17 protein-coding genes and 1 pseudogene are annotated in these 20509 nt (G+C 61.3%); 9 read left to right on the top strand and 9 right to left on the bottom strand.

What is annotated here, in order from left to right; translation table 11 throughout:
- Positions 1-95, top strand: a 95-nt coding sequence (locus tag Q7C30_RS13615; protein ID WP_317871890.1) for a transposase domain-containing protein, incomplete at its 5' end; no start/stop codon positions are given.
- A gap of 87 nt (positions 96-182) precedes the next feature.
- Positions 183-2597 (top strand): TrlF family AAA-like ATPase, encoded by a 2415-nt coding sequence (locus Q7C30_RS13620; RefSeq protein ID WP_348532643.1) that lies wholly within the window; start codon positions 183-185, stop codon positions 2595-2597.
- 198 nt (positions 2598-2795) lie between these two features.
- Here the strand turns inward: Q7C30_RS13620 and Q7C30_RS13625 are convergent, their stop codons facing one another.
- From Q7C30_RS13625 to Q7C30_RS13640, 4 genes and pseudogenes are all read right to left on the bottom strand, one after another.
- A complete protein-coding gene (locus Q7C30_RS13625; RefSeq protein ID WP_317871799.1) occupies positions 2796-3323 on the bottom strand; it encodes an HAD domain-containing protein in 528 nt (175 codons plus the stop codon).
- Positions 3324-3458: 135 nt separating this feature from the next.
- A complete protein-coding gene (locus Q7C30_RS13630; RefSeq protein WP_317871800.1) occupies positions 3459-4625 on the bottom strand; it encodes a reverse transcriptase family protein in 1167 nt (388 codons plus the stop codon).
- A gap of 161 nt (positions 4626-4786) precedes the next feature.
- Entirely contained in the window at positions 4787-6055 is a 1269-nt protein-coding gene (locus Q7C30_RS13635; RefSeq protein ID WP_317871801.1) for a hypothetical protein, read from the bottom strand.
- Positions 6056-6599: 544 nt separating this feature from the next.
- Positions 6600-7361: pseudogene (locus tag Q7C30_RS13640) on the bottom strand (mechanosensitive ion channel family protein); the annotation flags it as partial.
- 141 nt (positions 7362-7502) lie between these two features.
- Here Q7C30_RS13640 and Q7C30_RS13645 point away from each other — a divergent pair.
- On the top strand, positions 7503-8825 hold the full coding sequence (locus tag Q7C30_RS13645; protein ID WP_317871803.1) for a DEAD/DEAH box helicase: 1323 nt from the start codon (positions 7503-7505) through the stop codon (positions 8823-8825).
- Positions 8826-8881: 56 nt separating this feature from the next.
- Here Q7C30_RS13645 and Q7C30_RS13650 read toward each other — a convergent pair whose 3' ends face one another.
- Positions 8882-9154, bottom strand: a complete 273-nt coding sequence (locus Q7C30_RS13650) for a hypothetical protein (protein ID WP_317871804.1) — start codon at positions 9152-9154, stop codon at positions 8882-8884.
- 162 nt (positions 9155-9316) lie between these two features.
- Between Q7C30_RS13650 and Q7C30_RS13655 the strand changes: the two genes are divergently transcribed.
- Positions 9317-11026: a ShlB/FhaC/HecB family hemolysin secretion/activation protein gene (locus Q7C30_RS13655; protein ID WP_317871805.1), complete on the top strand. Its 1710-nt coding sequence runs from the start codon at positions 9317-9319 to the stop codon at positions 11024-11026.
- Between the two features lie 188 nt (positions 11027-11214).
- Here the strand turns inward: Q7C30_RS13655 and Q7C30_RS13660 are convergent, their stop codons facing one another.
- Positions 11215-11775 (bottom strand): RNA 2'-phosphotransferase, encoded by a 561-nt coding sequence (locus Q7C30_RS13660; protein ID WP_317871806.1) that lies wholly within the window; start codon positions 11773-11775, stop codon positions 11215-11217.
- A gap of 246 nt (positions 11776-12021) precedes the next feature.
- Here Q7C30_RS13660 and Q7C30_RS13665 point away from each other — a divergent pair, with 246 nt between their 5' ends.
- A complete protein-coding gene (locus tag Q7C30_RS13665; protein WP_029615210.1) occupies positions 12022-12432 on the top strand; it encodes a hypothetical protein in 411 nt (136 codons plus the stop codon).
- A gap of 189 nt (positions 12433-12621) precedes the next feature.
- A complete protein-coding gene (locus Q7C30_RS13670) occupies positions 12622-12750 on the top strand; it encodes a PA1414 family protein (RefSeq protein ID WP_295484792.1) in 129 nt (42 codons plus the stop codon).
- 81 nt (positions 12751-12831) lie between these two features.
- Here the strand turns inward: Q7C30_RS13670 and Q7C30_RS13675 are convergent, their stop codons facing one another.
- Both Q7C30_RS13675 and speB read right to left on the bottom strand, forming a co-directional pair.
- Complete coding sequence (locus Q7C30_RS13675) at positions 12832-14211, bottom strand: sodium:solute symporter (RefSeq protein ID WP_039576230.1); 1380 nt, start codon at positions 14209-14211, stop codon at positions 12832-12834.
- 135 nt (positions 14212-14346) lie between these two features.
- Positions 14347-15297: an agmatinase gene (gene speB / locus Q7C30_RS13680; RefSeq protein ID WP_029615209.1), complete on the bottom strand. Its 951-nt coding sequence runs from the start codon at positions 15295-15297 to the stop codon at positions 14347-14349.
- A gap of 223 nt (positions 15298-15520) precedes the next feature.
- Between speB and Q7C30_RS13685 the strand changes: the two genes are divergently transcribed.
- The 3 genes from Q7C30_RS13685 to Q7C30_RS13695 all read left to right on the top strand — a co-directional run bounded on the left by Q7C30_RS13685 (position 15521) and on the right by Q7C30_RS13695 (position 18819).
- On the top strand, positions 15521-16414 hold the full coding sequence (locus Q7C30_RS13685; RefSeq protein WP_029615208.1) for a LysR family transcriptional regulator: 894 nt from the start codon (positions 15521-15523) through the stop codon (positions 16412-16414).
- Positions 16415-16573: 159 nt separating this feature from the next.
- Complete coding sequence (locus Q7C30_RS13690) at positions 16574-18139, top strand: PAS domain-containing methyl-accepting chemotaxis protein (protein WP_317871807.1); 1566 nt, start codon at positions 16574-16576, stop codon at positions 18137-18139.
- An 80-nt stretch (positions 18140-18219) separates the two neighbouring features.
- Positions 18220-18819, top strand: coding sequence for a DTW domain-containing protein (locus Q7C30_RS13695; protein ID WP_317871808.1), 600 nt, complete (start codon positions 18220-18222; stop codon positions 18817-18819).
- Between the two features lie 21 nt (positions 18820-18840).
- Here the strand turns inward: Q7C30_RS13695 and Q7C30_RS13700 are convergent, their stop codons facing one another.
- The gene (locus Q7C30_RS13700; RefSeq protein WP_317871809.1) at positions 18841-20214 is read right to left on the bottom strand and encodes a TolC family outer membrane protein; all 1374 of its coding nucleotides are present in this window, start codon (positions 20212-20214) and stop codon (positions 18841-18843) included.
- Between the last annotated feature and the right edge of the window lie 295 nt (positions 20215-20509).

The raw sequence follows: 20509 nt of genomic DNA on the forward strand, positions 1-20509 counted from the left end.
TGCGCCACGTACTAGAGCGGCTACCGCACGCCTCGTCGGTAGCAGACTACGAAGCGCTGCTACCGTGGAACTGCTCGCCAGAGATGCCACGGTAACTCGTTACCCCACTGTTGGGCAGGTGGGGTTTATGGATCGCGTACCACGTTCTTTGCCTGTTCGAGACCACCAGCAGCGTCGAGGATTTGGTAAGGGCTAACGGTGTGCTGACCAAGCTCGGGCTGCCGTCGCACGAGCGGTTTGATCGAGGGGAGCCTTTGCCTCTCCGGCATCGGGGTGGGACTGTCAGCCTTGCTGAGCTGATCGACATTGTTCAGAAAGAGTATGGCGGATTGGTGATTCCTGCGCATGCTGATCAAAACGACGGTTTGTTTGCCGACGCAGCCAACAGGCTCGATTACCAGCACCCCGACCTCTTGGCCGTTGAGGTCACCCAGTATCCTCTTAATGCAAAGACCTCAGGTATCTTGGGCGGTAAAAACCCCCATTGGTCGCGACCAGGTCAGCAGCCAGCTTACGTACGATCCTCGGATGCCAAGTCTCTCAAGATGGATGAGCAAGGGGAGCCGAAAGCCAATTCACTTGGCTATCGCCACACCTGGCTGAAATGTTCGAAACCGTCTATCGAGGCGCTGAAGCAGGCATTTTTTGATCCCCTTTCCAGGATATGTCTTGACGACGCGAGGCCAAGTGATTTTGAGCGACATCCAAGAATTGGCTCTATAAGCATCTCCAATACCCGATACCTGGAAGACCAGAGGATCTGTTTCTCTCCCAATCTGAATACTGTGATCGGAGCGAGGGGTTCAGGTAAGTCCACCATCCTTGAACTGCTCCGGATGATGTTTGCGCGCGCGCAGAGCGAATCTCTTTCGGAGAAGACGCTGGCGAAAGCCAGTCGCGCCCGGCAGACACTACTTGAAAACGCGGAAATTCAAGTCGAGTGGGAGGGCGTTCCAGGGCAAGTGGATGTTTTGTCGTACTCGCCCGGGAAGGGTGTGTCTCTGATCCAAGGCCAAGCCCATGATCTTGCGACCTACCTGCGCCAGATCCCAGTACAGTTCTACAGCCAGCAGCAGTTGAGTGACCTCACGGCGCCGGACGGTCAGCCACAGTTGCTGCGAATGCTTGATGAAGCCTGCATCGATGATTTGAATAAGCTAGCCGGTGAAGAGCGTATCTTGATCGCGGAGATCAAGCGGCTCTTCGCGGCTCGGGATCAAGTCAAGGCGATCACCGATCAGATCGTCTCCCTGACTCAGGAGTTGGGTGAGCTTGAGCGTCAATGGCAGGCGCGTAAGGACGTCCAGGAGGAGGCTGCCGCCTATCAGCACGCTCAGCGAGCAAAGCGCTTCCTCCAGGAGAAACGTGATCGGGTGGATGGCGATATCGGGATCCTTAAATCGTCTGTTGAAGCCTTGAACGCCGTGGAAGGTAACTCAACCGTCGTCGCCGATGTCTGGCCCCATGCCGAATGGATTACAGGGCATGCGAGAGAGGCGGACGCGCTACGGCAGCGTTTCAAGGAGAAGCTTTCGACGGTGCTGAATGAGATGCTCGCAGAGACAGAGACGCTGTTTGTTCAAAATGTTGAGCGGCATGAGGTGATCCAGACGCTCGATGCCGCGCGCACGGCATTCGTAAAGGCGTGTGATGAAAAGGGAATCCAGCCGCAGGATGTTAGCCGCCTTCAAGAGCTTGACCGTAGCAAGCAGGCCAAGCAGTCAGCGTTGGATGAAAAGAACCGCGAATGCAATGCCTTGGATGGTGCAGAGGCTTCTCTGGAGCAGTCATTGGCCCGGTTGTTCTCCTTGTGGGCAGAACAGGCGGCGTGTCGCACGGCAGCGGCTTCTGAGCTTACTCAAAAGACCGGTGGGGCCATAAGGGTTTCGATAAGGCCTATGGCTTATCGAGAGCATTTCGAGCAGCTTTGGATGACCATTGAGCCTGATAGACGCACTCGTATAGGTCGAGAATGGTGGCCGATAGGCCAAGCGTTGCTGAACAGCTTTTCCGAAGCTGCAGAGAGGCATCCTTCGCCTTGGGAGCACATCGAGTTTGTATTGGCTCAGCCAGAGAAGGGGCCAGAGGTCTTGCGTCAATTCCAAGGTGAAATTGGGGACTACCTCTTCAAGCAAACCGATACTTGGCGGGATTTTCGTTTGAGCCGCATTCCCGATGTCGTCGACATCGAGCTTTACCGTGCTGACCAGACCTTGGTCGGTAACCTGGAAGGCGGACAGCTTTCGGAGGGCCAGCGAAACACCGCTATTCTTCACATGTTGTTGGTGAAGGGGGATGGCCCGATCGTGATTGATCAGCCTGAAGATGAGGTCGATGCGAGCTTTATTTACAAGGAGCTTGTCCCTCTTTTGCGCCAAGCTAAGCAAACGCGCCAAGTCATCCTCGCAACCCACAATGCAAATCTCCCTGTTAACGCTGACGCTGAACTCGTGGTTGCGCTTGAATCGCGCCAAGGGAAAGGATGTGTTCTTGCGCAGGGAGGTCTCGACAAAAAGGACGCATCGCATGCGGTGCTTGAGATCATGGAAGGGTCTGAGGAGGCGTTCCGCCGAAGGCGCCAGAAATACCATTACTGAGGTGACAGTTTGCGCACTGACTGGCGCCTAGCAAGCACCGCATCGGCACCCGCACGCATGTCCAGTGGCTCACTGGCGAGCTAGGTGACGTCGATGCGGATCATTGCTTAAGGCTGCGAATGGGGCGTGCGCAACCGTCCGTGTCGGAGAGAGGAGCATGAATCACCATCAGCCAGTCGGGCAAACGACGCCTTGCTGCTAGTCGAACAGTTTCGCCAGCTTCCAGCGCAACTCATCTTGCGTAGATAAACGCCCCAGACCCTCGTGACGGTCGCAGCGAACCAAGCGGGAATCCTGGATCGGCCAACTCAAATCTGGATCGTCATCCAAAGCGATCCACCGCTTCAAACGACCACGCGTTACTGCTCCGCAAATCTGCTCGTAACGATTAAACATGTCATACCCGTCTGCCGTCATACCTCGCATCCTTGAATGCCATGTAGCCGATACGGTTCGCTCTTGCAATGAGGTAGGCAATGCAGTTCGTGCTCGTCCATAACCGAGAAGGCGAACCCAGGATGTTGAGAGACAAATCCTTAGCGCAGGGAAATCCAGCAAAATATTCTCCAGGGTCTTCGCGTGCATCATAAGCTCACCTGGTGCTCTCAACTCGATTCCATGTCTGGTACGAAAAGCCGCGTCAGGATGCAGGACGCCGTCAAAGTCCAGGAACAACACGGCGTCGTTTGGCCGCAAAATACGCGGCCCCGGAACCGATTCAATCATAGTGCCTCAAATCTTCGTCACAGATACCTTTCAGCCTACAGGCGGATACAAGCTTGCAGCTAGTGCTTGAGGTCATGCAACGTGTGCTTGAGGTCATGCTACTGGTGCTTGAGGTCATGCATCCAAGAGATATGGCTAGGGAAAGATCACGTGGTCGAAGTCAAGCTCCCTGCAAACTCGTCTGAGGCGGTCGCCTTGCTCCTTACCCCAAACTGGCTCAATGCTGAAGCCGTAGGCGATTTTTCCACTGACATGGTTGATCAGCCCCTGGACAGACTGAAAACCCCGACTCTCCGCATGGGCCTTGGCATCAATCGTAGGGTGGGACAGGTAGTAAATGTGATCGCTGACGTACTTCTTGTACGATTTCGGAAGCCGGGGCTTCTTCCCGTCAACCAACAGGCCCAGCACGATCTTGCGAGTGCCTGGCGTAACGATCTTGGTCTTGGCCTTGTTGAGCCAGAACCCTTCATCAACCAGGCAGCTGTTGATCGATTTGATGTGCTGGGTGGCCTTTGACCGATCAAATGCTCCTTTTGAAGAAAACACTAGGTCGTCCGCGTACCGCGAGTAGTCCAGATCGTTCTCCGTCGCGTACGCCTGCAGATTCTCATCCAGTGACTGCATCACCAGGTTCGCGATTCTCGGGGAAGAGGCGGCACCCTGGGGTAGGTGGCCAATGCGAGAGTCGCCGGTATAAGGAAGTCCTTCGGGAGGCGTCTTGTTTTTGTATCGTTGATCAGGATTGCCGCTTGTTCTCACGCGAGTGCAAAGTCTGGCGAGCTCGAATGCCACCAATGGCTGGTACCCGAATGACCTGAAAAGCTCATAGACGCGCGGCTCCAGGATCGATTCGAAAAAGTTGGTCAGGTCGAGCTTGATCAGCCAGCGCGCCTCGCAATGCAGCTTTGCTGCCTCAAGTACGCCATGGCGATTGTCATAGGCGTAGCTGGCCTCGTGGGGCTCGAACTTGGACAGAATGTGGGCATTTATCCACCGTTGCACCCTCAGTAGATCTTCTGTCGGTGCGCATATCCATCTGAACCGATCTGGGCTATGGCCCACATTTGGCTTTCTGAGTCTGAAGACCTTGTACGCCTCTTCCTCATTATCCCGGCTGACCGTTTCATGCAAAAACGTGTACGTGGTGCCAGTCAGATGAGAGAGGTGATTCAGGCTGAAGATCGGCGGACAGCCGTGCTTCATCTGCTTCGCTGTTTTGACAGCATTCTGCAGAGTCTTCTCAGGCACACCTTCCTGGCGGCCTTCTTTGAGGTAGGGCTGAGGGCTCCAGCGACTCATCTACCTTTAGATTCCGCCCTGGCGGAGGGAGCCTTCAGATCGCCAGACATCGCCAGCGAGTAAAGGAAGGCTCCCACCTCCGGTAGGCGTGAGATCGTTCCAACGGCAAGCATAATTTGCTCCCTTATCGTCCCGTACAACGCACGGGATACTAGATTCCGCTACTGCGGAGCCCTCAGCTGCTGCGGATAATACGAAGCGAAGGGATCGTCGGCTATAAAAATTTTCCGCCCTTCGCGGCGCAGGGTACGGATAGTCCTTTGCCCTGCTGCAGTCAGCGCTCCTGTGTCAGTTAGCCAACCTCGTTTCTGAGCAAGATATTTGGCGCTGAGGAGCGAGTCGAGTGATAGCGGCAGAACGCGTCGAAGCTCAGCAACTCGTCGTTTCCCCTGGGAGTAGGCGAGCAGCACGATCATTGCCGATTTGGTCGCATCGCTTGCTTTCTGGAAACGGCGTGACCTGGATATGTCGCTGAGCTTGAGAGCTTCCAAGGCCTTTTTGGTGATGCTACCAATGTTGACTTCCGTCGATCGCCAAAGGTTGTCCGTTACGCGTTTGGGAAATAGCGGCGCCCACCTTTTATTGCCCGTGTTCTTTTCTGATACGAAGATGGCGGGCATGTTATTGGGCGCACCATGCTCGAAAGCGAGCAGGGCTGCTGTGTTTTCCCAACCCAGCGGGTTAGAACTATGAGCTCCGTAGGTTTCACAGAGCTCAACCATTTCATCCAGGTCTTCATCGAAACTATTGAAGAGCGTAGGGCACTCGGTCACAACCCGGACTTTCGGAGCGAACCGGTGCTTCTGAACCCTGGTGATGCCCTGCTCAGTTCCGCTGTAAGCGAGCACCCAGAATTTCACGAATTTAAACGAATACCAGCTTCTGATTGAGGCTACGTTCCACATCGCGTTAAGCATGTCGAAAGCCCGTTTCCCACTACCGATGAAATCAGTCAGAATCACGAAATTGCGTACCTTCGATATTCTTACATTGTCCGCTGTGGGTTGAAGTAAAAAGCGGGTCGGGTTGGAACGGCATACCGTATTGCCAATGAAAGCTACGAACCCTTCACTGCCCACATCCTGCGTTGTATAAGTCAGAGATTGAACAGCCTGCATCGCAGAACCATGGGCTCTGAGGTGTCTCCTCTTGGGAATTGACTTAGACTCGGACTTTAAGGTTAGCTTTTCCTTGTAAATTGGAGGAGGCAGTGCTGCCTTTGTTTTCTGAAGCTCGCGTTCAATAAATAGTGCTGAAGGTTGTTTGAGCGGGAGCTCAGTTTTAATTAGCTTAGTTAGGCTGTTCTTGAATTCATTGAGAGGGCAGTAGTTGATTGAGTCCAGCAGAATTTCCGCCAACTGACGGTCGTTAGACTGATCGAACTGGTCGAGCCAGAGCTGCGTCTTTTCTTGTTCCTTCAATGGCTGCACGGCTCTAGTCTCTCCTTGTTTGTGGCTAGTAGATAAGCCCCCCCCCCCAGTGGTACTGATTGAGCTTGTAAGTGGTTGGGCTCTGATTGGACTTGTACTGATTGGACTTGTGTAGTGCATCAGCTTGGGGCGGGCGATGTCGTCATCTGCTGGCCGGCGCCTGAGCCCCCGTCACCATAATGAGGTCGGCTTATTTGTCTCGTCCAGTGGTGGGTACCGCTTCTTGGTGGCCAGCTTGGTGGCCTGGTTGATGGCCGCTGATGTTACGAGAAGGGCGTGGCGAGGTTGCGAGGTCAGTGTGCCTGGTCGCTTATGAGGTAGGGATGACCTGGGTGGGAGCTGGCCGAGAAGGATCGCGGGGAGGGTGAAGAACTTGGGCGCTCTGCGAGCCGGAGGAGGGGTTAGTCTTCGGGGGGGGGCGGGCAGGGCCGAACTGGGTCGAATCGACGTAGTAGGTTTGGATTGGGTAGGGGTACTAATCTGGAGGCTAGGAGCTACGGGGGCTTCAGATTTGATAGTAGGGTTTCCATTTGGACTGGCGGTTGTTGCGGAACGACTCGCTCATCAGGCGCCAGGTGGGGATGGAGACGATGGTCTTGTCGAAGTTCTGCACCTTCACCGTGTGCAGGGTGATATCGATCACATCGCCATCAGCGCCCACCTGGGGCATCTCGATCCAGTCGCCGACGTGCAGCATGTCGTTGCTGGTGAGCTGCACGCTGGCCACGAACGACAGCAGGGTGTCCTTGTACACCAACAGCAGCACCGCCGACATCGCACCCAGGCCCGAGAGCAGCAGCAGCGGCGAGCGGTCGATGAGGGTGGCGACGATGACGATGGCGCTGAACACCCACAGCACCATCTTCGCCAACTGCACGTAGCCCTTGATCGAGCGGGTGCGGGCGTGCTCGGTGCGGGCGTAGATGTCCAGCAGTGCGTCGAGCAGGCACGACAGGGCCATGCTCAGGAACAGCAGGGTGAAGGCCAGGGCCAGGTTGCCGAGGAAATGCTGCGCCGTGTCGGACAGTTCCGGCACCAGACGCAGACCGAATTGCATCACCAGCGACGGGGTGGTTTGTGCCAGGCGCTGCAGCACCTTGTTATGGCGCAGGTCTTCGATCCAGCGCAGCGCCGGTTGGCGCGCCAGCAGGCGGCTGGCGTGCAGCACCAGAAAGCGCGCGATGCGCCCCAGCACCAGCGAGATCAGCAGCAGCACGCCCAGGCCCAGGGCCGCGTGCAACAAAGGGTGCTGGTCGAGGGTGCCCCAGAGGTCCAGAGCGTCGACCCAGAGTCGTTGGATATCCATAGCGAAAAACGGTCTGCAATTGCCTGACGAGGCGCCATTAGAGCGCGGAAGCGGGGCAGGGTGCCAAAAGAAATTCGGCGTCGGCAGCGGAAAACGTTAACCTATGCAGCCGAATTGTCCGCATCTACCTGAGGTACACCCGTGTTTTCCCAATTCGCCCTGCACGAACGCCTGCTCAAAGCCGTGGCCGAGCTGAAATTTGTCGAGCCGACCCCGGTGCAGGCGGCGGCCATCCCCCTGGCCCTGCAAGGGCGCGACCTGCGCGTGACGGCGCAGACTGGCAGCGGCAAGACCGCCGCCTTCGTGCTGCCGCTGCTCAACCGTCTGGTCGACCTCAGCGGTCCGCGCGTGGAAATCCGTGCCTTGATCCTGCTGCCGACCCGCGAGCTGGCCCAGCAGACCCTCAAGCAGGTGCAACTGTTCTCACAGTTCACCTACATCAAGTCTGGCCTGATCACTGGCGGTGAAGACTTCAAGGAACAAGCGGCGATGCTGCGCAAGGTGCCGGACGTGCTGATCGGCACGCCGGGCCGCCTGCTCGAGCACCTCAACGCCGGCAACCTCGACCTGTCCCACGTGCAGGTGCTGATCCTCGACGAAGCCGACCGCATGCTCGACATGGGCTTCGCCGACGACATGGAGCGCCTGTGCAAAGAGTGCGAGCAGCGCGAGCAGACCCTGCTGTTCTCCGCCACCACTGGCGGCGCGGCGCTGCGCGACATCATCGGCAAGGTGCTGAAGGAGCCTGAGCACCTGATGCTCAACAGCGTCTCCCAACTGGCCGAAGGCACCCGCCAGCAGATCATCACCGCCGACCACGACCAGCACAAAGAGCAGATCGTGCAGTGGCTGCTGGCCAACGAGACCTTCGACAAGGCGATCATCTTCACCAACACGCGGGCCCTGGCCGACCGCATCTACGGTCACCTGGTGGCCAAGGACGTCAAGGCCTTCGTGCTGCATGGCGAGAAGGACCAGAAGGACCGCAAGCTGGCCATCGAGCGCTTCAAGCAGGGCAGCTCCAAGGTGCTGGTGGCCACCGACGTGGCCGCGCGCGGCCTGGACATCGATGGCCTGGACCTGGTGATCAACTTCGATATGCCGCGCAGCGGCGACGAGTACGTGCACCGCGTCGGCCGCACCGGGCGTGCCGGTGGCGAAGGTCTGGCGATCTCGCTGATCACCCACAACGACTGGAACCTGATGTCGAGTATCGAACGCTACCTCAAGCAGCAGTTCGAGCGCCGGGTGATCAAGGAGGTCAAGGGCACCTACAGCGGGCCGAAGAAGGTCAAGGCGTCGGGCAAGGCGGCGGGCGTGAAGAAGAAAAAGACCGACAAGAAGGCCGCTGACAAGAAGGCAGTGGCCAAGCGCAAGCCGAGCGCCAAGCCGCGTCCGAATGCCCCGCTGACCAGCGCTGATGGCCTGGCACCGCTGAAAAAGCGCGCGCCGAAGGCCGAGTAATTGCACAACGGTGCAGGAGCGGCGCGAGGTCGCTCCTGCACAGGCATGGCCAGTGATTATCCTGCCTTGCGCTCCGCTTCCTTCAACTCCTGAATCCGCTTGTCGATCAGCTGGCATTTATCCGGCAGGTCCTTGCTCGCCGTGCCCAACTCCATGCCCTGGAGTTCTTCGTTGATTTCCTTGGCCTTCTGCGGGTTCTGCTCGGTCAAGTGCGTCACCAGCCCTGCCAGTTCCTCTCGTTTTTGCGTTGCCTCGTCGGGCGTGCAGGCCCAGGCGGGCAGGGCGCAGGACAGGCTGGCGAACAGGGTCATGCGGCACAGAACGTTCATCGTCGTTTCCTCCTTGTGCAGTCACAGGGTGGAGTAGCGCCCGGCGGCAAAGGTTCAGGTCAATGACCCAGGGGGCTTGGTAGTACGGCTGATGGCAAATTGACGTCAAAAAGCCATGGGGTTATGCTTCGCCCCCCGTTTTTACCGTCCAGGGACTGGAACATGGCGACATGGTTTCGCACGCGCGCCGCTCACGCGCTCCTGCTGCTGACTGTTGGTTTCTCCAGCGCCGACGCCCTGGCCGCCACGCCGCTGGAGCAAGACCTCATCCGCGATCGTCAGGACCGCCTACTGCAAGAACAGCAGCGGCGCCTCGATGAGCTGCGCGACCTGCCTGGTAACACGGCGACGCCCAGCACCCAGCCGCTGCCCGAAGACACCCGCTGCTTCACCATCCGCACCCTCGAAATCAAGGGGGCCGACAGCCTCAGCGCCGCCGACCGCGAGCGTCTGACCAAGCCCTTCATTGGTCAGTGCCTGGGCGTCAGTCAACTCAATGTCCTGCTCAAGGCCATCACCGACCTGTACCTGGACCGTGGCTTGGTCACCAGCCGCGCTTATCTGCCGCAGCAGGACCTGTCCAGCGGTCACCTGCAGGTGCTGGTGGTCGAAGGGCGTGTGCAAGGTCTGCGGGCTGACCCGGCCAGCGGTCTGTCGCCGCGTGAGATCGCCATGGCCTTCCCCGGCCGTGAAGGCGAGGTGCTCAACCTGCGCGAGATCGAGCAAATGGTCGATCAGCTCAATCGCCTGCCTTCGACCCGTGCGCAAATGGAGCTGCTGCCCGGTGACGCCGTCGGCGCCAGTGTGGTGCAGGTCAAAGGCCAGCCCGACAAGCCCTGGCGCGCCTCACTGTCGCGCAACAACGAAGGCCAGCGCAGCACCGGCGAGCAGCAGGTCAACCTGGGTTTCGAATGGGACAGCCCCCTGGGCCTGGCCGACCAACTGACCCTGCGCGGTGGTCACGATGTGGTCAGCGACCACACGCAAGGGTCGAAGAACGGCACGCTGGCGTACAACCTGCCCTGGGGTTGGTGGAACTTCAGCTACAGCTACAGCGAGTCCGGTTATCGCTCCGAAGCCCAGGCCAACGGCTTCACGTTCAAGCAGACTGGCGACAGCCAGAACCACCAACTGCGCGCCGACCGTGTGCTGCACCGCGATGCCACCAGCAAGACCTCGGTGAACGTCGGCCTGGCGCACCTGCGCACCAACAACTACATCGAAGACAGCCGTCTGCAAGCCAGCAGCAACCGCCTCAGCGAAGCGCAATTCGGCATCAACCACGGCCGGCGCATCGGCACCGCCTTCGTCAACCTTGACCTTGGCACTCAGTCGGGCATCGGCGCCTTCGACGCCCAGAGCAACGGCCATCCCCAGCCCGGCGAGCCAGTGGCGCGCTACCGCAAGTACACCGCCACGCTGAGCTACGTGCAGGGCTTCCAGGTGCTTGGCGAGCACCTGTCCTTCTCCAGCCTGGCCACCGCCCAGCGCAGCGAGGACGTGCTGTTCAGCCCGCAGCGCATCAGCCTCGGCGGGCTGTCGTCGGTGCGTGGCTTGAAGGATCAGTCGCTGTCCGGGGACAGCGGCGCCTACTGGCGCAACGACCTGCGCTGGACCCGACCGGTGACCTGGCCGGTGTTGCAGCCGGTGATCGCCGAGTACGGGATGGGCCTGGGCTATGACCTGGGCGTGATCCGCAACGACCGCTACAACGGCGACCGTCACGGCCGCGCCAGTAGCCATTCGCTGGAGTTGTTCGCCCGGGGCCGGCACCTGGCTGCCAGCGTCACTTTCGCCCATAGCCTGGAGCGCCCGGACGCCGTGCCCGACAAAGAGCGTCCGGTCTACTTCCGGCTCGACTTCTTCATCTGACGGTCGAGTCGTACGCCTTGTCCATTCTTCGTGAAAGGGCCATCGCCTGGGGGCGTGTGCCTCGGGGATTCGAGATATGGAGGGGCTGCCCTGAGCAGCGCTGTGTCTTTGCGACCTGCGCCGAAGGTGGCGAGGATCGCGCTGTGTGGGTGTGTTTCAAGCTTGGGGCGTGATTGCAGGGCAGCCAGTCAGCACGCCCGCTGTGACCGACTCCAGAAGCCCACCGGTACGTGATCCACCAGCCACACACCATTGTCCGCTTGATAGAACTTCGCGCCAGCGTCGCGCATCTTCGCCGCATCGATTTCCAGCAACACGGGCTCCCCGTAGCGTTTGCCCACGCCCAGGGCAATCTGCGGATCTTCGCTGAGGTGCACATGGTGACGTGTGCCGGCTAGCAGCCCCTGGCGTTCGATGGAGGCCATGAAGCGGCTCGCGGTGCCGTGATAGAGCAGGGCCGGAGGCGTTTTCTCGACATGCTGAACATCCACCTGATCGGTGCTGTGGCCTTGGGCGGCGCGGATGTAGCGGGCGTCCTGCGAAAGGGTGAAGCGCTTCTTGTCGTTGGTATCGACCACCTCGCGCAGCGCAGCGAGGTCGAAGTTGCGCCCATGTTGGGCGGCGTTTTGCAGCAGGGTATCGACTTCGGCCCAGCCATCGCGGTCCAACGTCAGGCCGATGGCGTGAGGTGCATGGCGCAGCACATAGCTAAGGAATTTGCTTATTTCGTCACGCTGTTTCTTGTTCAAACTCGAGTTCCTTTTTGTCTTTTCCTTTTTTTGGCGTAGGAATTGTCGCCTTTGCACTCCCCGTGCTCAAGGCATCAGTGCTCAAGGCATCGGACTGACAAGCGCTTTGCCTCCTACCGCTATCGACCGAGCGGTGCCCCGCCTGAACGCACAAGGTCATTGACCAGCAGACGTTTTGAACGCCAGCGACACGCCGCCGGTCCCACCCTCTGTACAGCCCTTCGCCCATTGAACGAGGCCACCGCCATGAGCACGAGCACCTACGACTGGGATCTGATCGAACGCCTGCTGCACGAAGTGCAGAACGGCGCAGGTGAACATTTCACTCCGCGCCCCTACGCCGAACAGCACGCGGCAGCGCTGGCCAGTGCCGGTGAGCCAGTGGGCGATGTGGACCGGCTCAAGACCCGCGCTTGCGAATACGAAAAGCTGTTGCTCGACCGTGGCTTCATCGCCCCGCGCCCTGAAGAGGAGGGCGGTAATGGCGAGAATTTCGTGCTGACCGAACGTGGCTCGCGCCTGCTCAGCCTGATCGACAGTGCCATTCCGGGCGCCGACAGCCCGCGCCTGCGCCTCGATCAGGAGAGCGATGCCTTGGACGCCGCCACCTTCGACAAGGTGTCGGCCAAGCCGCAAATCACCCCCGGAGCGGTGTAGGTATCGCCATCGGCAACAAGGTGAAACAGTTAACCGACCGTCGGCTGGCGCCTTTCGCGCTTGATCTGCGGCAGAATCGGCCCTATGTGTAGGATTAGACGCAGGCGACAATCAGAACATCCGACTATGATCTGTTTGACGCACCGCAGAACCGCTTCGCCGTGAGGCTGACCCGTAAAGGGGGCAATGATGAATAAACCAATGACCAACTGGCTCCATGACCTCGGCGTCGCCTTGGGTCTGATTCCGCCACCGCTGCAGCCGGTGCCGATTCCCAGCGACGCAGAACAGCGCAAGCGCCAGCCCCGTCGGCGCTGACCGCGACAGGAAAAAGGCCGCCGCCTCCTTGAGCAGGAGGCGGCGGCCTTTTGCGTTGCGGGCGAAAACTCCAGTCGTGGATCAGGCCAGGTTGACCGCTGCCATCGGCTTGCGCGACAGCAGGCTGACCACGATGAAGCTCACCAGACCGACCGCCAGGCTGTAGTAGATCGGCGAGTTGGCTTCCAGGCCATCCTTGACCATGAACAACAGTGCCGTAGCGAAGCCCAGCGACATGCTGGCGATGGCGCCGGCGGTTGTCGCGCGTTTCCAGAAGATCGCCCCGATCAGCGGGATCAGCATGCCGCCGACCAGCAGGTTGTAGGCCAGGGTCAGTGCGGCGATCACATCGTCCACCACCAGGGCGATGGCCAGCATCGCCAGGCCGGTCAGCAGGGTGAACAGCCGGTTGACGTTCAGGCTCGACTGCTTGCCGCCGCGCAGCCGTGGCAGCAGGTCCTCGGTGAGGGTGGTCGAGGCGGCCAGCAGGCAGGCGCTGGCGGTGGACATCATCGCCGCCAGGGCCGCGGCCATCAGCAGGCCACGGATGCCGTCGGGCAGGGTGGTCTTGATCATCTCGGCGAAGGCGTTGTTGGGGTTGGCCAGGTCCGGCAGCAACACATGGGCGGCCATCCCGATCAGCGCGCAGGCCAGGCCGTAGATCACGCAGTACACACCCGCGGCGGTGCCGGCGCGCTGGCACACCTTGGCGTCACGTGCGGTGAACACTCGCTGCCAGATGTCCTGGCCGATGAGGATGCCGAAGAAGTAGATCAGGAAGTAGGTGACGATGGTGTCCCAGCCGATGGTGGTGAGCTGGAAACTCGCCGCTGGCAGCTTGGCCACCAGGCTGTCCCAGCCGCCGACCTTGAACACGCACACCGGCAGCAGGATGAACATCAGGCCTACGGTCTTGATGACGAACTGGACGATGTCGGTGAGGGTCAGCGACCACATGCCGCCGATGGTCGAGTACACCACCACCACGCCACCGCCGAACAGCAGCGCCATCCAGAACGGCACATCGAGCAGCACCTGCAGCACGGTACCCATGGCCAGCGTCGAGACCACCGCGATCATCAATGCATAGACCAGCATGATCACTGCGCTGGCCTGGCGCGCCATGGGGTTGTAGCGGCGCTCCAGCACCTGGGTCACGGTGAAGATGCGCAGGCGCAGCAGCGGTTTGGCCAGGAACAGGTTGAGGGCGACGATGCCCAGGCCCAGGGCTGCGCACAGCCAGAAGCCGGAAATGCCATGCACGTAGCCCAGGCGCACGGTGCCGACGGTCGAGGCGCCGCCCAGCACGGTGGTGGCCATGGTGCCCATGTACAGCGTGGGCCCCAGGTTGCGTCCGGCCACCAGGTAGTCTTCGTGGGTTTTCGCCCGCCGCATGCCGTACCAGCCCAATCCCAGCATGCCGACGGCGTAGATCAGTACAACGATGATGTCCAAGGCCATGGGGGTCTCCGATTATCTTTATTATGCGAGATCGATCCGGGCACGCTGACCGCGCCCGGTGCTCCTCATCGAGTGTTGGCGGGCCTCTATGGCCCTGTCCCACGGCTCCTGCCCGGGTGTCGCATGGATTCGGGCCTAGCGATGCACCACGCCCGGCAGCACGCAGAGCATTTCGAACAGCAGGTTCGCTCCCAGCAGCGAGGTGTTGCCAGTGGTGTCGTAGGGCGGCGAGACCTCCACCAGGTCGCAGCCGATCAAATCCAGGCCCTGGCAGCCACGGATGATCTCCATGGCCTGGATGGTGGTCAGGCCACCGATCTCCGGGGTGCCGGTGCCGGGCGCCCAGGCCGGATCGATGCCGTCGATGTCGAACGACAGGTACACCGGGCCACCGCCGACCTTCTCGCGCACTTCGGCCATGAGCGGTGCCAGGGATTGGTGCCAGCACTCCTCGGCCTGCACCACGCGAAAGCCCTGGCGGCGGCTCCAGTTGAAGTCGTCGGCGGTATAGCCCTGGGCGCGCAGGCCGATCTGCACCACGCGCTCGCAGTCCAGCAGGCCTTCTTCGACGGCGCGGCGGAAGGTGGTGCCGTGGGCGATCTTCTCGCCGAACATATGATCGTTGACGTCAGCGTGGGCGTCGATGTGCACCAGGCCGATCTTGCCGTGTTTCTTGTGCAGGGCGCGCAGGATCGGCAGGGTGATGGTGTGATCGCCGCCCAGGGTCAGCGGGATGATGTTGTGTTCGAGGATCTGGTCGTAGGCTTCTTCGATGATGCGCACGGCGTCGAGCAGGTTGAAGGTGTTGATCGCCACGTCGCCGATGTCGGCCACCGACAGCGAGTCGAACGGGGCGGCGCCGGTGGCCATGTTGTAGGGGCGGATCATCACCGATTCGGCGCGGATCTGCCGAGGGCCGAAGCGGGTGCCGGCGCGCAGCGAGGTGCCGATGTCCAGCGGCACGCCGATGAAGGCCGCGTCCAGGCCTTCGGCGCTCTGCAGGTGGGGAAGACGCAGCATGGTGGCGATGCCGCCGAAACGCGGCATTTCGTTGCCGCCCAGTGGTTGGTGGAGAATCTTGTCCACGGTGGGCCTCATCAGTCGGTCGATTGTTGTGTTTGTTCGAACCTGTGTCGCGGCGCGCTCGAGCCAGGCACGGGCCGGCGACCAGGGACATTTCGGCCGAGTGTGCGAGAGGTAGTGGCGTGGAAGAATCGCTACCGACAAATACTTACTTCAGAAATTTCTAAACTATCACTCTCCAGGCGCTGTAGACTCTGTCGGAATTTTCCGAGTGGACCGGTGTGTCATGGCCTCAACGCTGCCCGACCTGAAGCTGCTGCGCATCTTTGCCAGCGTGGTGCGTCACCAGGGCTTCGCCAATGCCCAGCGCGACCTCAACCTGTCCACGTCGGCCATCAGCACCTACATGAGCCAGTTGGAAAGCAGCCTCGGCCTGGTGCTGTGCCACCGCGGCCGTGGCGGTTTCAGCCTGACCAGCAAGGGCGAGCTGTTCCACCAGGAGACCTTGCGCCTGCTTGGCGAGCTGGACGGTTTCGAGCAGTACGCCGCCGCGCTCAAGGGCGAACTGCGCGGCACCCTCAACCTCGGCGTGATCGACTCCACCGTGGGCGACCGCGCCCTGCCGCTGGCCGAGGCGATCGGTGCCTATAGCCAGGAGCACCCGGCCGTGCACCTGCACCTGTCGGTGTCCAGCCCCTACGAGCTGCAACTGGGGGTGCAGGACAACCGCCTGGACCTGGCCATCGGCGCCTTTTCTTCGCGCATGAGCGGGTTGCTGTACCAACCGCTGTACCGCGAGCAGCACTGGCTGTACTGCAGCAACCGTCATCCGCTGTACGCCGAGCGGCGCATCCCCGCCCAGGTCATCACCCAGCAGCGCATGGTCGGGCGCGGCTACTGGAGCCAGGCGGAACTGGCCCGGCATGGCTTCAAGCACAGCGCGGCCACGGTGGAGAGCATGGAGGCGCAGTTGATCCTGATCCTCTCCGGCGCCTACATCGGCTACCTGCCCGAGCATTACGCCCAGGCCTGGGCCGACAAAGGCGACCTGCGTGTGCTGTCGCCCGCGACCTTCGGCTACCAGGCGCCGTTTTCCCTGATCATTCGCCGGGGCCGCAGTCGCGAACCGCTGATCCAGACTTTTCGTGACTTGCTCAAGTCGCAGTTGAACGTCGGTTGATGACCGGCGCCACCCTGGGCCTGATCGGCCTTTTCCTATCACCGCGTCGTCGCGTCGGTGGCTGTTCGTCGAATGGCGTTATCCGGCACTGACGCGCTCTGCTAAACCTGTAAACGTTTTGTTCAATTCCTACACCCGAACCAGCAAGGACCGCCCGCGATGCGCACGAATTTGCCCGTGACCGAGCAAGAAAGAACTTTCCCCAGTGAGCAGCGGCTGATCTCCACCACCGACCTGGACAGTCGGATCACCTATTGCAACGAGGCCTTCGTGGCCATCAGCGGTTTCACCTACGAGGAACTGGTGGGCCAGCCGCACAATCTGGTGCGCCATCCCGACATGCCACCGGCGGTATTCGGTCACATGTGGGACACCATCAAGCAAGGCAAAGCCTGGATGGGGGTGGTGAAGAACCGGGCCAAGAACGGTGACTACTACTGGGTCAGCGCCTATGTCACGGCGGTCTACGAGAACGGTCGGCTCAGCGGCTACGAGTCGGTGCGCTCGGTGCCCAGCCGCGAACAGATTCGCCGCGCCGAGGCGCTCTATGCGCGGCTCAATGCCGGACGTTCAGCGGTGCCGAAGGTGGCGCGCCTGACCCAATGGCTCGGCACCGGTGGACCCCTGCTGGTCGCGGCAGCGATCGCCGCCGCGGGCATGCTGTGGCTGCCGCTGCCGGGCGCCCTCGGCGTGCTGCTGGCCAGCCTGCTCGGCGCCGGCTGGCTGATCGAGCACCGCCAGAACCGGGCCATCCGCCGCACCCTCGCCGATCACCCCAAGGCCTTCACCAGCCCGCTGGTGGCGCTGACCTACAGCGACAACCCGGGTCTGCGCGGGCAGCTCGACCTGGCCATCATCAGCGAAGAGGCACGGCTACAGACGGCCCTGACTCGCCTGGTGGACGCGGGCGTCGGGGTCAAGTCGCGGGCTGCGCAGTCGGCTGAGCTGTCCGACGCCCAGGCGCGGATGCTCGACCGTCAGCGCAGCGAAACCGACCAGTCGGCCACCGCCATCGCCGAGATGGCCGCGACCATCCAGGAGGTCACCCAGAATGTGCAGAGCACCGCCCATGCTGCCGGCGATGCTGACCAGTTGGCGCAGCAGGGTAGCGAACTGGCGCGCCAGAGCCTGCGCGCCATGGGCAGCATGAGCGAGGCGGTCGGCGACATCAGCCAGGCGGTCGACGCCCTGGCCGAGCAGACCCTGAGCATCGGCAGCGTGGTGGACGTGATCACCGCCATCGCCGAACAGACCAACCTGCTGGCGCTCAACGCCGCCATCGAAGCCGCGCGTGCGGGCGAGCAGGGACGCGGTTTCGCGGTGGTGGCCGATGAGGTGCGTTCGCTGGCGCAGCGCACCCGCACCTCCACCGAGGAAATTCACCAGATCATCGATACGCTGCGTGCTGGCGCCGAGCGTGCGGTGACCAGCGCCGGGCGCGGCGAGCAGATTTCCCGCGACAGCATGCACAGCGTCGAGGCGGTGCAGACGGCGCTGACCGGCATCGTCCAGGCCGTCAGCCGCATCACCGGCATGAGCCAGCAGATGGCGACGGCCTCCGAGCAGCAGAGCCATGTGGCCGAGGACATCAACCAGCAGATCGTGCGCATCGCCCAGTTGTGCGACGAGAGCGCCGGGCAGGCCAAGCAGGGCGCCGAGATCAGCCAGGACCTGGAGCGCATGGCCGAGTACCTGCACAGCTTGGCGGAGCGCTTCAGCCGGTAAGCGCGAAGAGGGCGTCATCGCGGCGATCAGCAGCCACACCGCAGGCCGGTGTGGCACACTGCGCGCCTTGAGGAGAGCCCATGTCCAGACCCCGCTGCACACGCTGCCAGCGTCCGCTTGCCCACTGCCTCTGCGCGCTGATCCCATCGCTGCCCAGCCGTACCCGCGTGGTCCTGCTGCAGCACGCCAGCGAGACCCCCCATGCGCTGAACACCGCGCGACTGGCCGCCTTGGGCCTGCGCAATGCCGAGTTGCTGAGCGGCGAGGTGTTCGACGAACTGCCCGCGTTGCTGGCCACGCCAGGCTATCGTCCGGCGCTGCTGTTTCCCGGCGAGCAGGCAGAGATCGTGCAGCCCTACGCCGAGCACGACGCGTTGCCGCTGCTGCTGATCGTGCCCGACGGTACCTGGCGCAAGGCGCGCAAGCTGCTGTACCTCAACCCACTGCTCGACGCGCTGCCACGCCTGACCCTGGGCCAAGTGCCGCCTTCGCGTTATCGCCTGCGCAAGGCGCCGCAGCCGGGGGCGCTGTCGACGATCGAGGCGGTGGTGCAGGCGCTCGACGTCCTGGAGGCGCCGGTCCGGTTCGATGCGCTGCTGCGACCGTTCGAGGCGCTGATCGAAGGGCAGATCAAAGCCATGGGCGCCGAGACCTTCAAGCGCAATCACGGCCAGGGCTGAGCCCCGACCGCGTCGCAGGACTCAACGCATTTCGGGCAATTGCGCCTGAGTACGGACTTCGGTGGTGGCGATGGCTTCCGGCGGCAGGGTGATGCGCTGCTTGGTCAGCAGCTCGCCCATGGTCGCCAGCACGCGGTACATCGAGTATTCCTCGGTGTAGCGCACTTCGGTGTAGCGGCGGTTGGCGTTGTACAGCTCGTTTTCGCTGTCGAGCACGTCGAGCAGGGTGCGTTGGCCCAGACCGAACTGGTCCTGGTACGCCGCGCGCACCCGCGTGGTGGTCTCGGCGTATTCGCGGGCGCTCGGGGTCTGCTTGCGCGCATTGTTCATGGCGTTCCACGCCAGGCTCAGGTTCTCGGTGAGCTCGCGCAGGGCGTTGTTGCGGATGTCCATGGCCTGGTTGATCTTGTACGAATCGGACTCCAGGCGCGCCTTGTCGCTGCCGCCACGGAACAGGTTGTAGCTGAGCTCGACGCCGGCTTGCCAGTCGTTGTTGCTGTGACCGCGCTCACCGCCGGTGTTGTTGTTGGCGCCGGTGGCCAGCACCGCATCCAGGCGCGGGTAGAAGGGCGACTTGGCCACTTCGTACTGCTTCTCGGCGGCATTCACGTCGGCTTGTGCCGATTTCAGGTACGGGTTGTTCTCGCGCATGCCCTGGCGGGCTTCGTCCAGGGTGTTGGGCATCTGGATCTTGATGCTGCTCGGTGCTTCCAGCTCTTCCGGCTGACGGCCGACGACGCTGTAGAAGTTGGCCTCGGCGTCGGCCAGGTCCACTTCGGCGGTGTCCAGGTTGTTTTCCGCCAGCGCGCGTCGGGCGCGGGACTGGTCGAGGTCGGCGGTGCTGCCTACGCCGCGTTCGCTGCGCAGGCCGATCTGATCGTTCACGCGCAGGTGCGCTTGCAGGTTGTTACGAGCCAGGGTCACCAGTTCGCGGCGCTTGAGCACCTCCAGGTACACCTCGATGGCGCGCAGCGCCACGTCCTGGGCCACGGCCTGGGTGTAGTAGGCGCGCGAGGTGGCTACCGATTGCGTGCGACCGACTTCGTTGGAGGTGTTGAAACCGTCGAAGATCATCTGCCGCAGGCGCAGTTCGGACTGTGTGTAGTTCAGGGTCGCCTTGTCGTGGTTGCGCGTGCCATCAGGGTTCACGCCACGGGTGTTCTGGTTGTCCGAGCGCTGGCGCCCGTAGCCGGCGACCAGGTCGACGGTGGGGAAGTAGCCGCCGCGCGCGAACTTCACATCCTCATCGGCCGAGAGCTTGCTGTTGCGGTTGGAACTGATCTGAGGGTGGTAGTCCACGGCACTCTGGACGGCCTCGGTGATCGACATCGCCTGTGCGTTGGCACAGACCATGGCCAACAAGATGGCACTGGTGATGGGGGTTGGAACGCGCATCGGGTACTTCTCCCTGATCGAATAAGGTGCTGCACTCGCCAAAAAAATGACGGAAATGCATGTTAAAACCGTTTCAGGTTTGTAACAACAGAGCTAAGAACATTTCGTGGCAAAGTTAAGAAGATTTCTTCATAAGTGCTATGCGAAAAAAAACTTATGAGCTCTAAGAAAACCGAGACATTGTTCTACACAGTCGCTCGGTTAATTGGCTGAAGTACCTGATTTCCGGGCTTTACTGAAAGTTCCACGTTTGTTTGCAGTGCGGGCGCCGGAAAGCAAAATTTAGGCGTATTTT

Source organism: Pseudomonas sp. RAC1 (assembly GCF_030658255.1).
Taxonomy (GTDB): domain Bacteria; phylum Pseudomonadota; class Gammaproteobacteria; order Pseudomonadales; family Pseudomonadaceae; genus Aquipseudomonas; species Aquipseudomonas boreofloridensis.

Bases quoted from the DNA above. Each gene is read 5' to 3' on its own strand.
- Q7C30_RS13625 (WP_317871799.1), bottom strand. From the start codon at position 3,323: ATGATTGAATCGGTTCCGGGGCCGCGTATTTTGCGGCCAAACGACGCC.
- Q7C30_RS13630 (WP_317871800.1), bottom strand. From the start codon at position 4,625: ATGAGTCGCTGGAGCCCTCAGCCCTACCTCAAAGAAGGCCGCCAGGAA.
- Q7C30_RS13650 (WP_317871804.1), bottom strand. From the start codon at position 9,154: ATGAACGTTCTGTGCCGCATGACCCTGTTCGCCAGCCTGTCCTGCGCC.
- Q7C30_RS13655 (WP_317871805.1), top strand. From the start codon at position 9,317: ATGGCGACATGGTTTCGCACGCGCGCCGCTCACGCGCTCCTGCTGCTG.
- Q7C30_RS13665 (WP_029615210.1), top strand. From the start codon at position 12,022: ATGAGCACGAGCACCTACGACTGGGATCTGATCGAACGCCTGCTGCAC.
- Q7C30_RS13670 (WP_295484792.1), top strand. From the start codon at position 12,622: ATGAATAAACCAATGACCAACTGGCTCCATGACCTCGGCGTCGCCTTG.
- Q7C30_RS13675 (WP_039576230.1), bottom strand. From the start codon at position 14,211: ATGGCCTTGGACATCATCGTTGTACTGATCTACGCCGTCGGCATGCTG.
- Q7C30_RS13685 (WP_029615208.1), top strand. From the start codon at position 15,521: ATGGCCTCAACGCTGCCCGACCTGAAGCTGCTGCGCATCTTTGCCAGC.
- Q7C30_RS13690 (WP_317871807.1), top strand. From the start codon at position 16,574: ATGCGCACGAATTTGCCCGTGACCGAGCAAGAAAGAACTTTCCCCAGT.
- Q7C30_RS13695 (WP_317871808.1), top strand. From the start codon at position 18,220: ATGTCCAGACCCCGCTGCACACGCTGCCAGCGTCCGCTTGCCCACTGC.
- Q7C30_RS13700 (WP_317871809.1), bottom strand. From the start codon at position 20,214: ATGCGCGTTCCAACCCCCATCACCAGTGCCATCTTGTTGGCCATGGTC.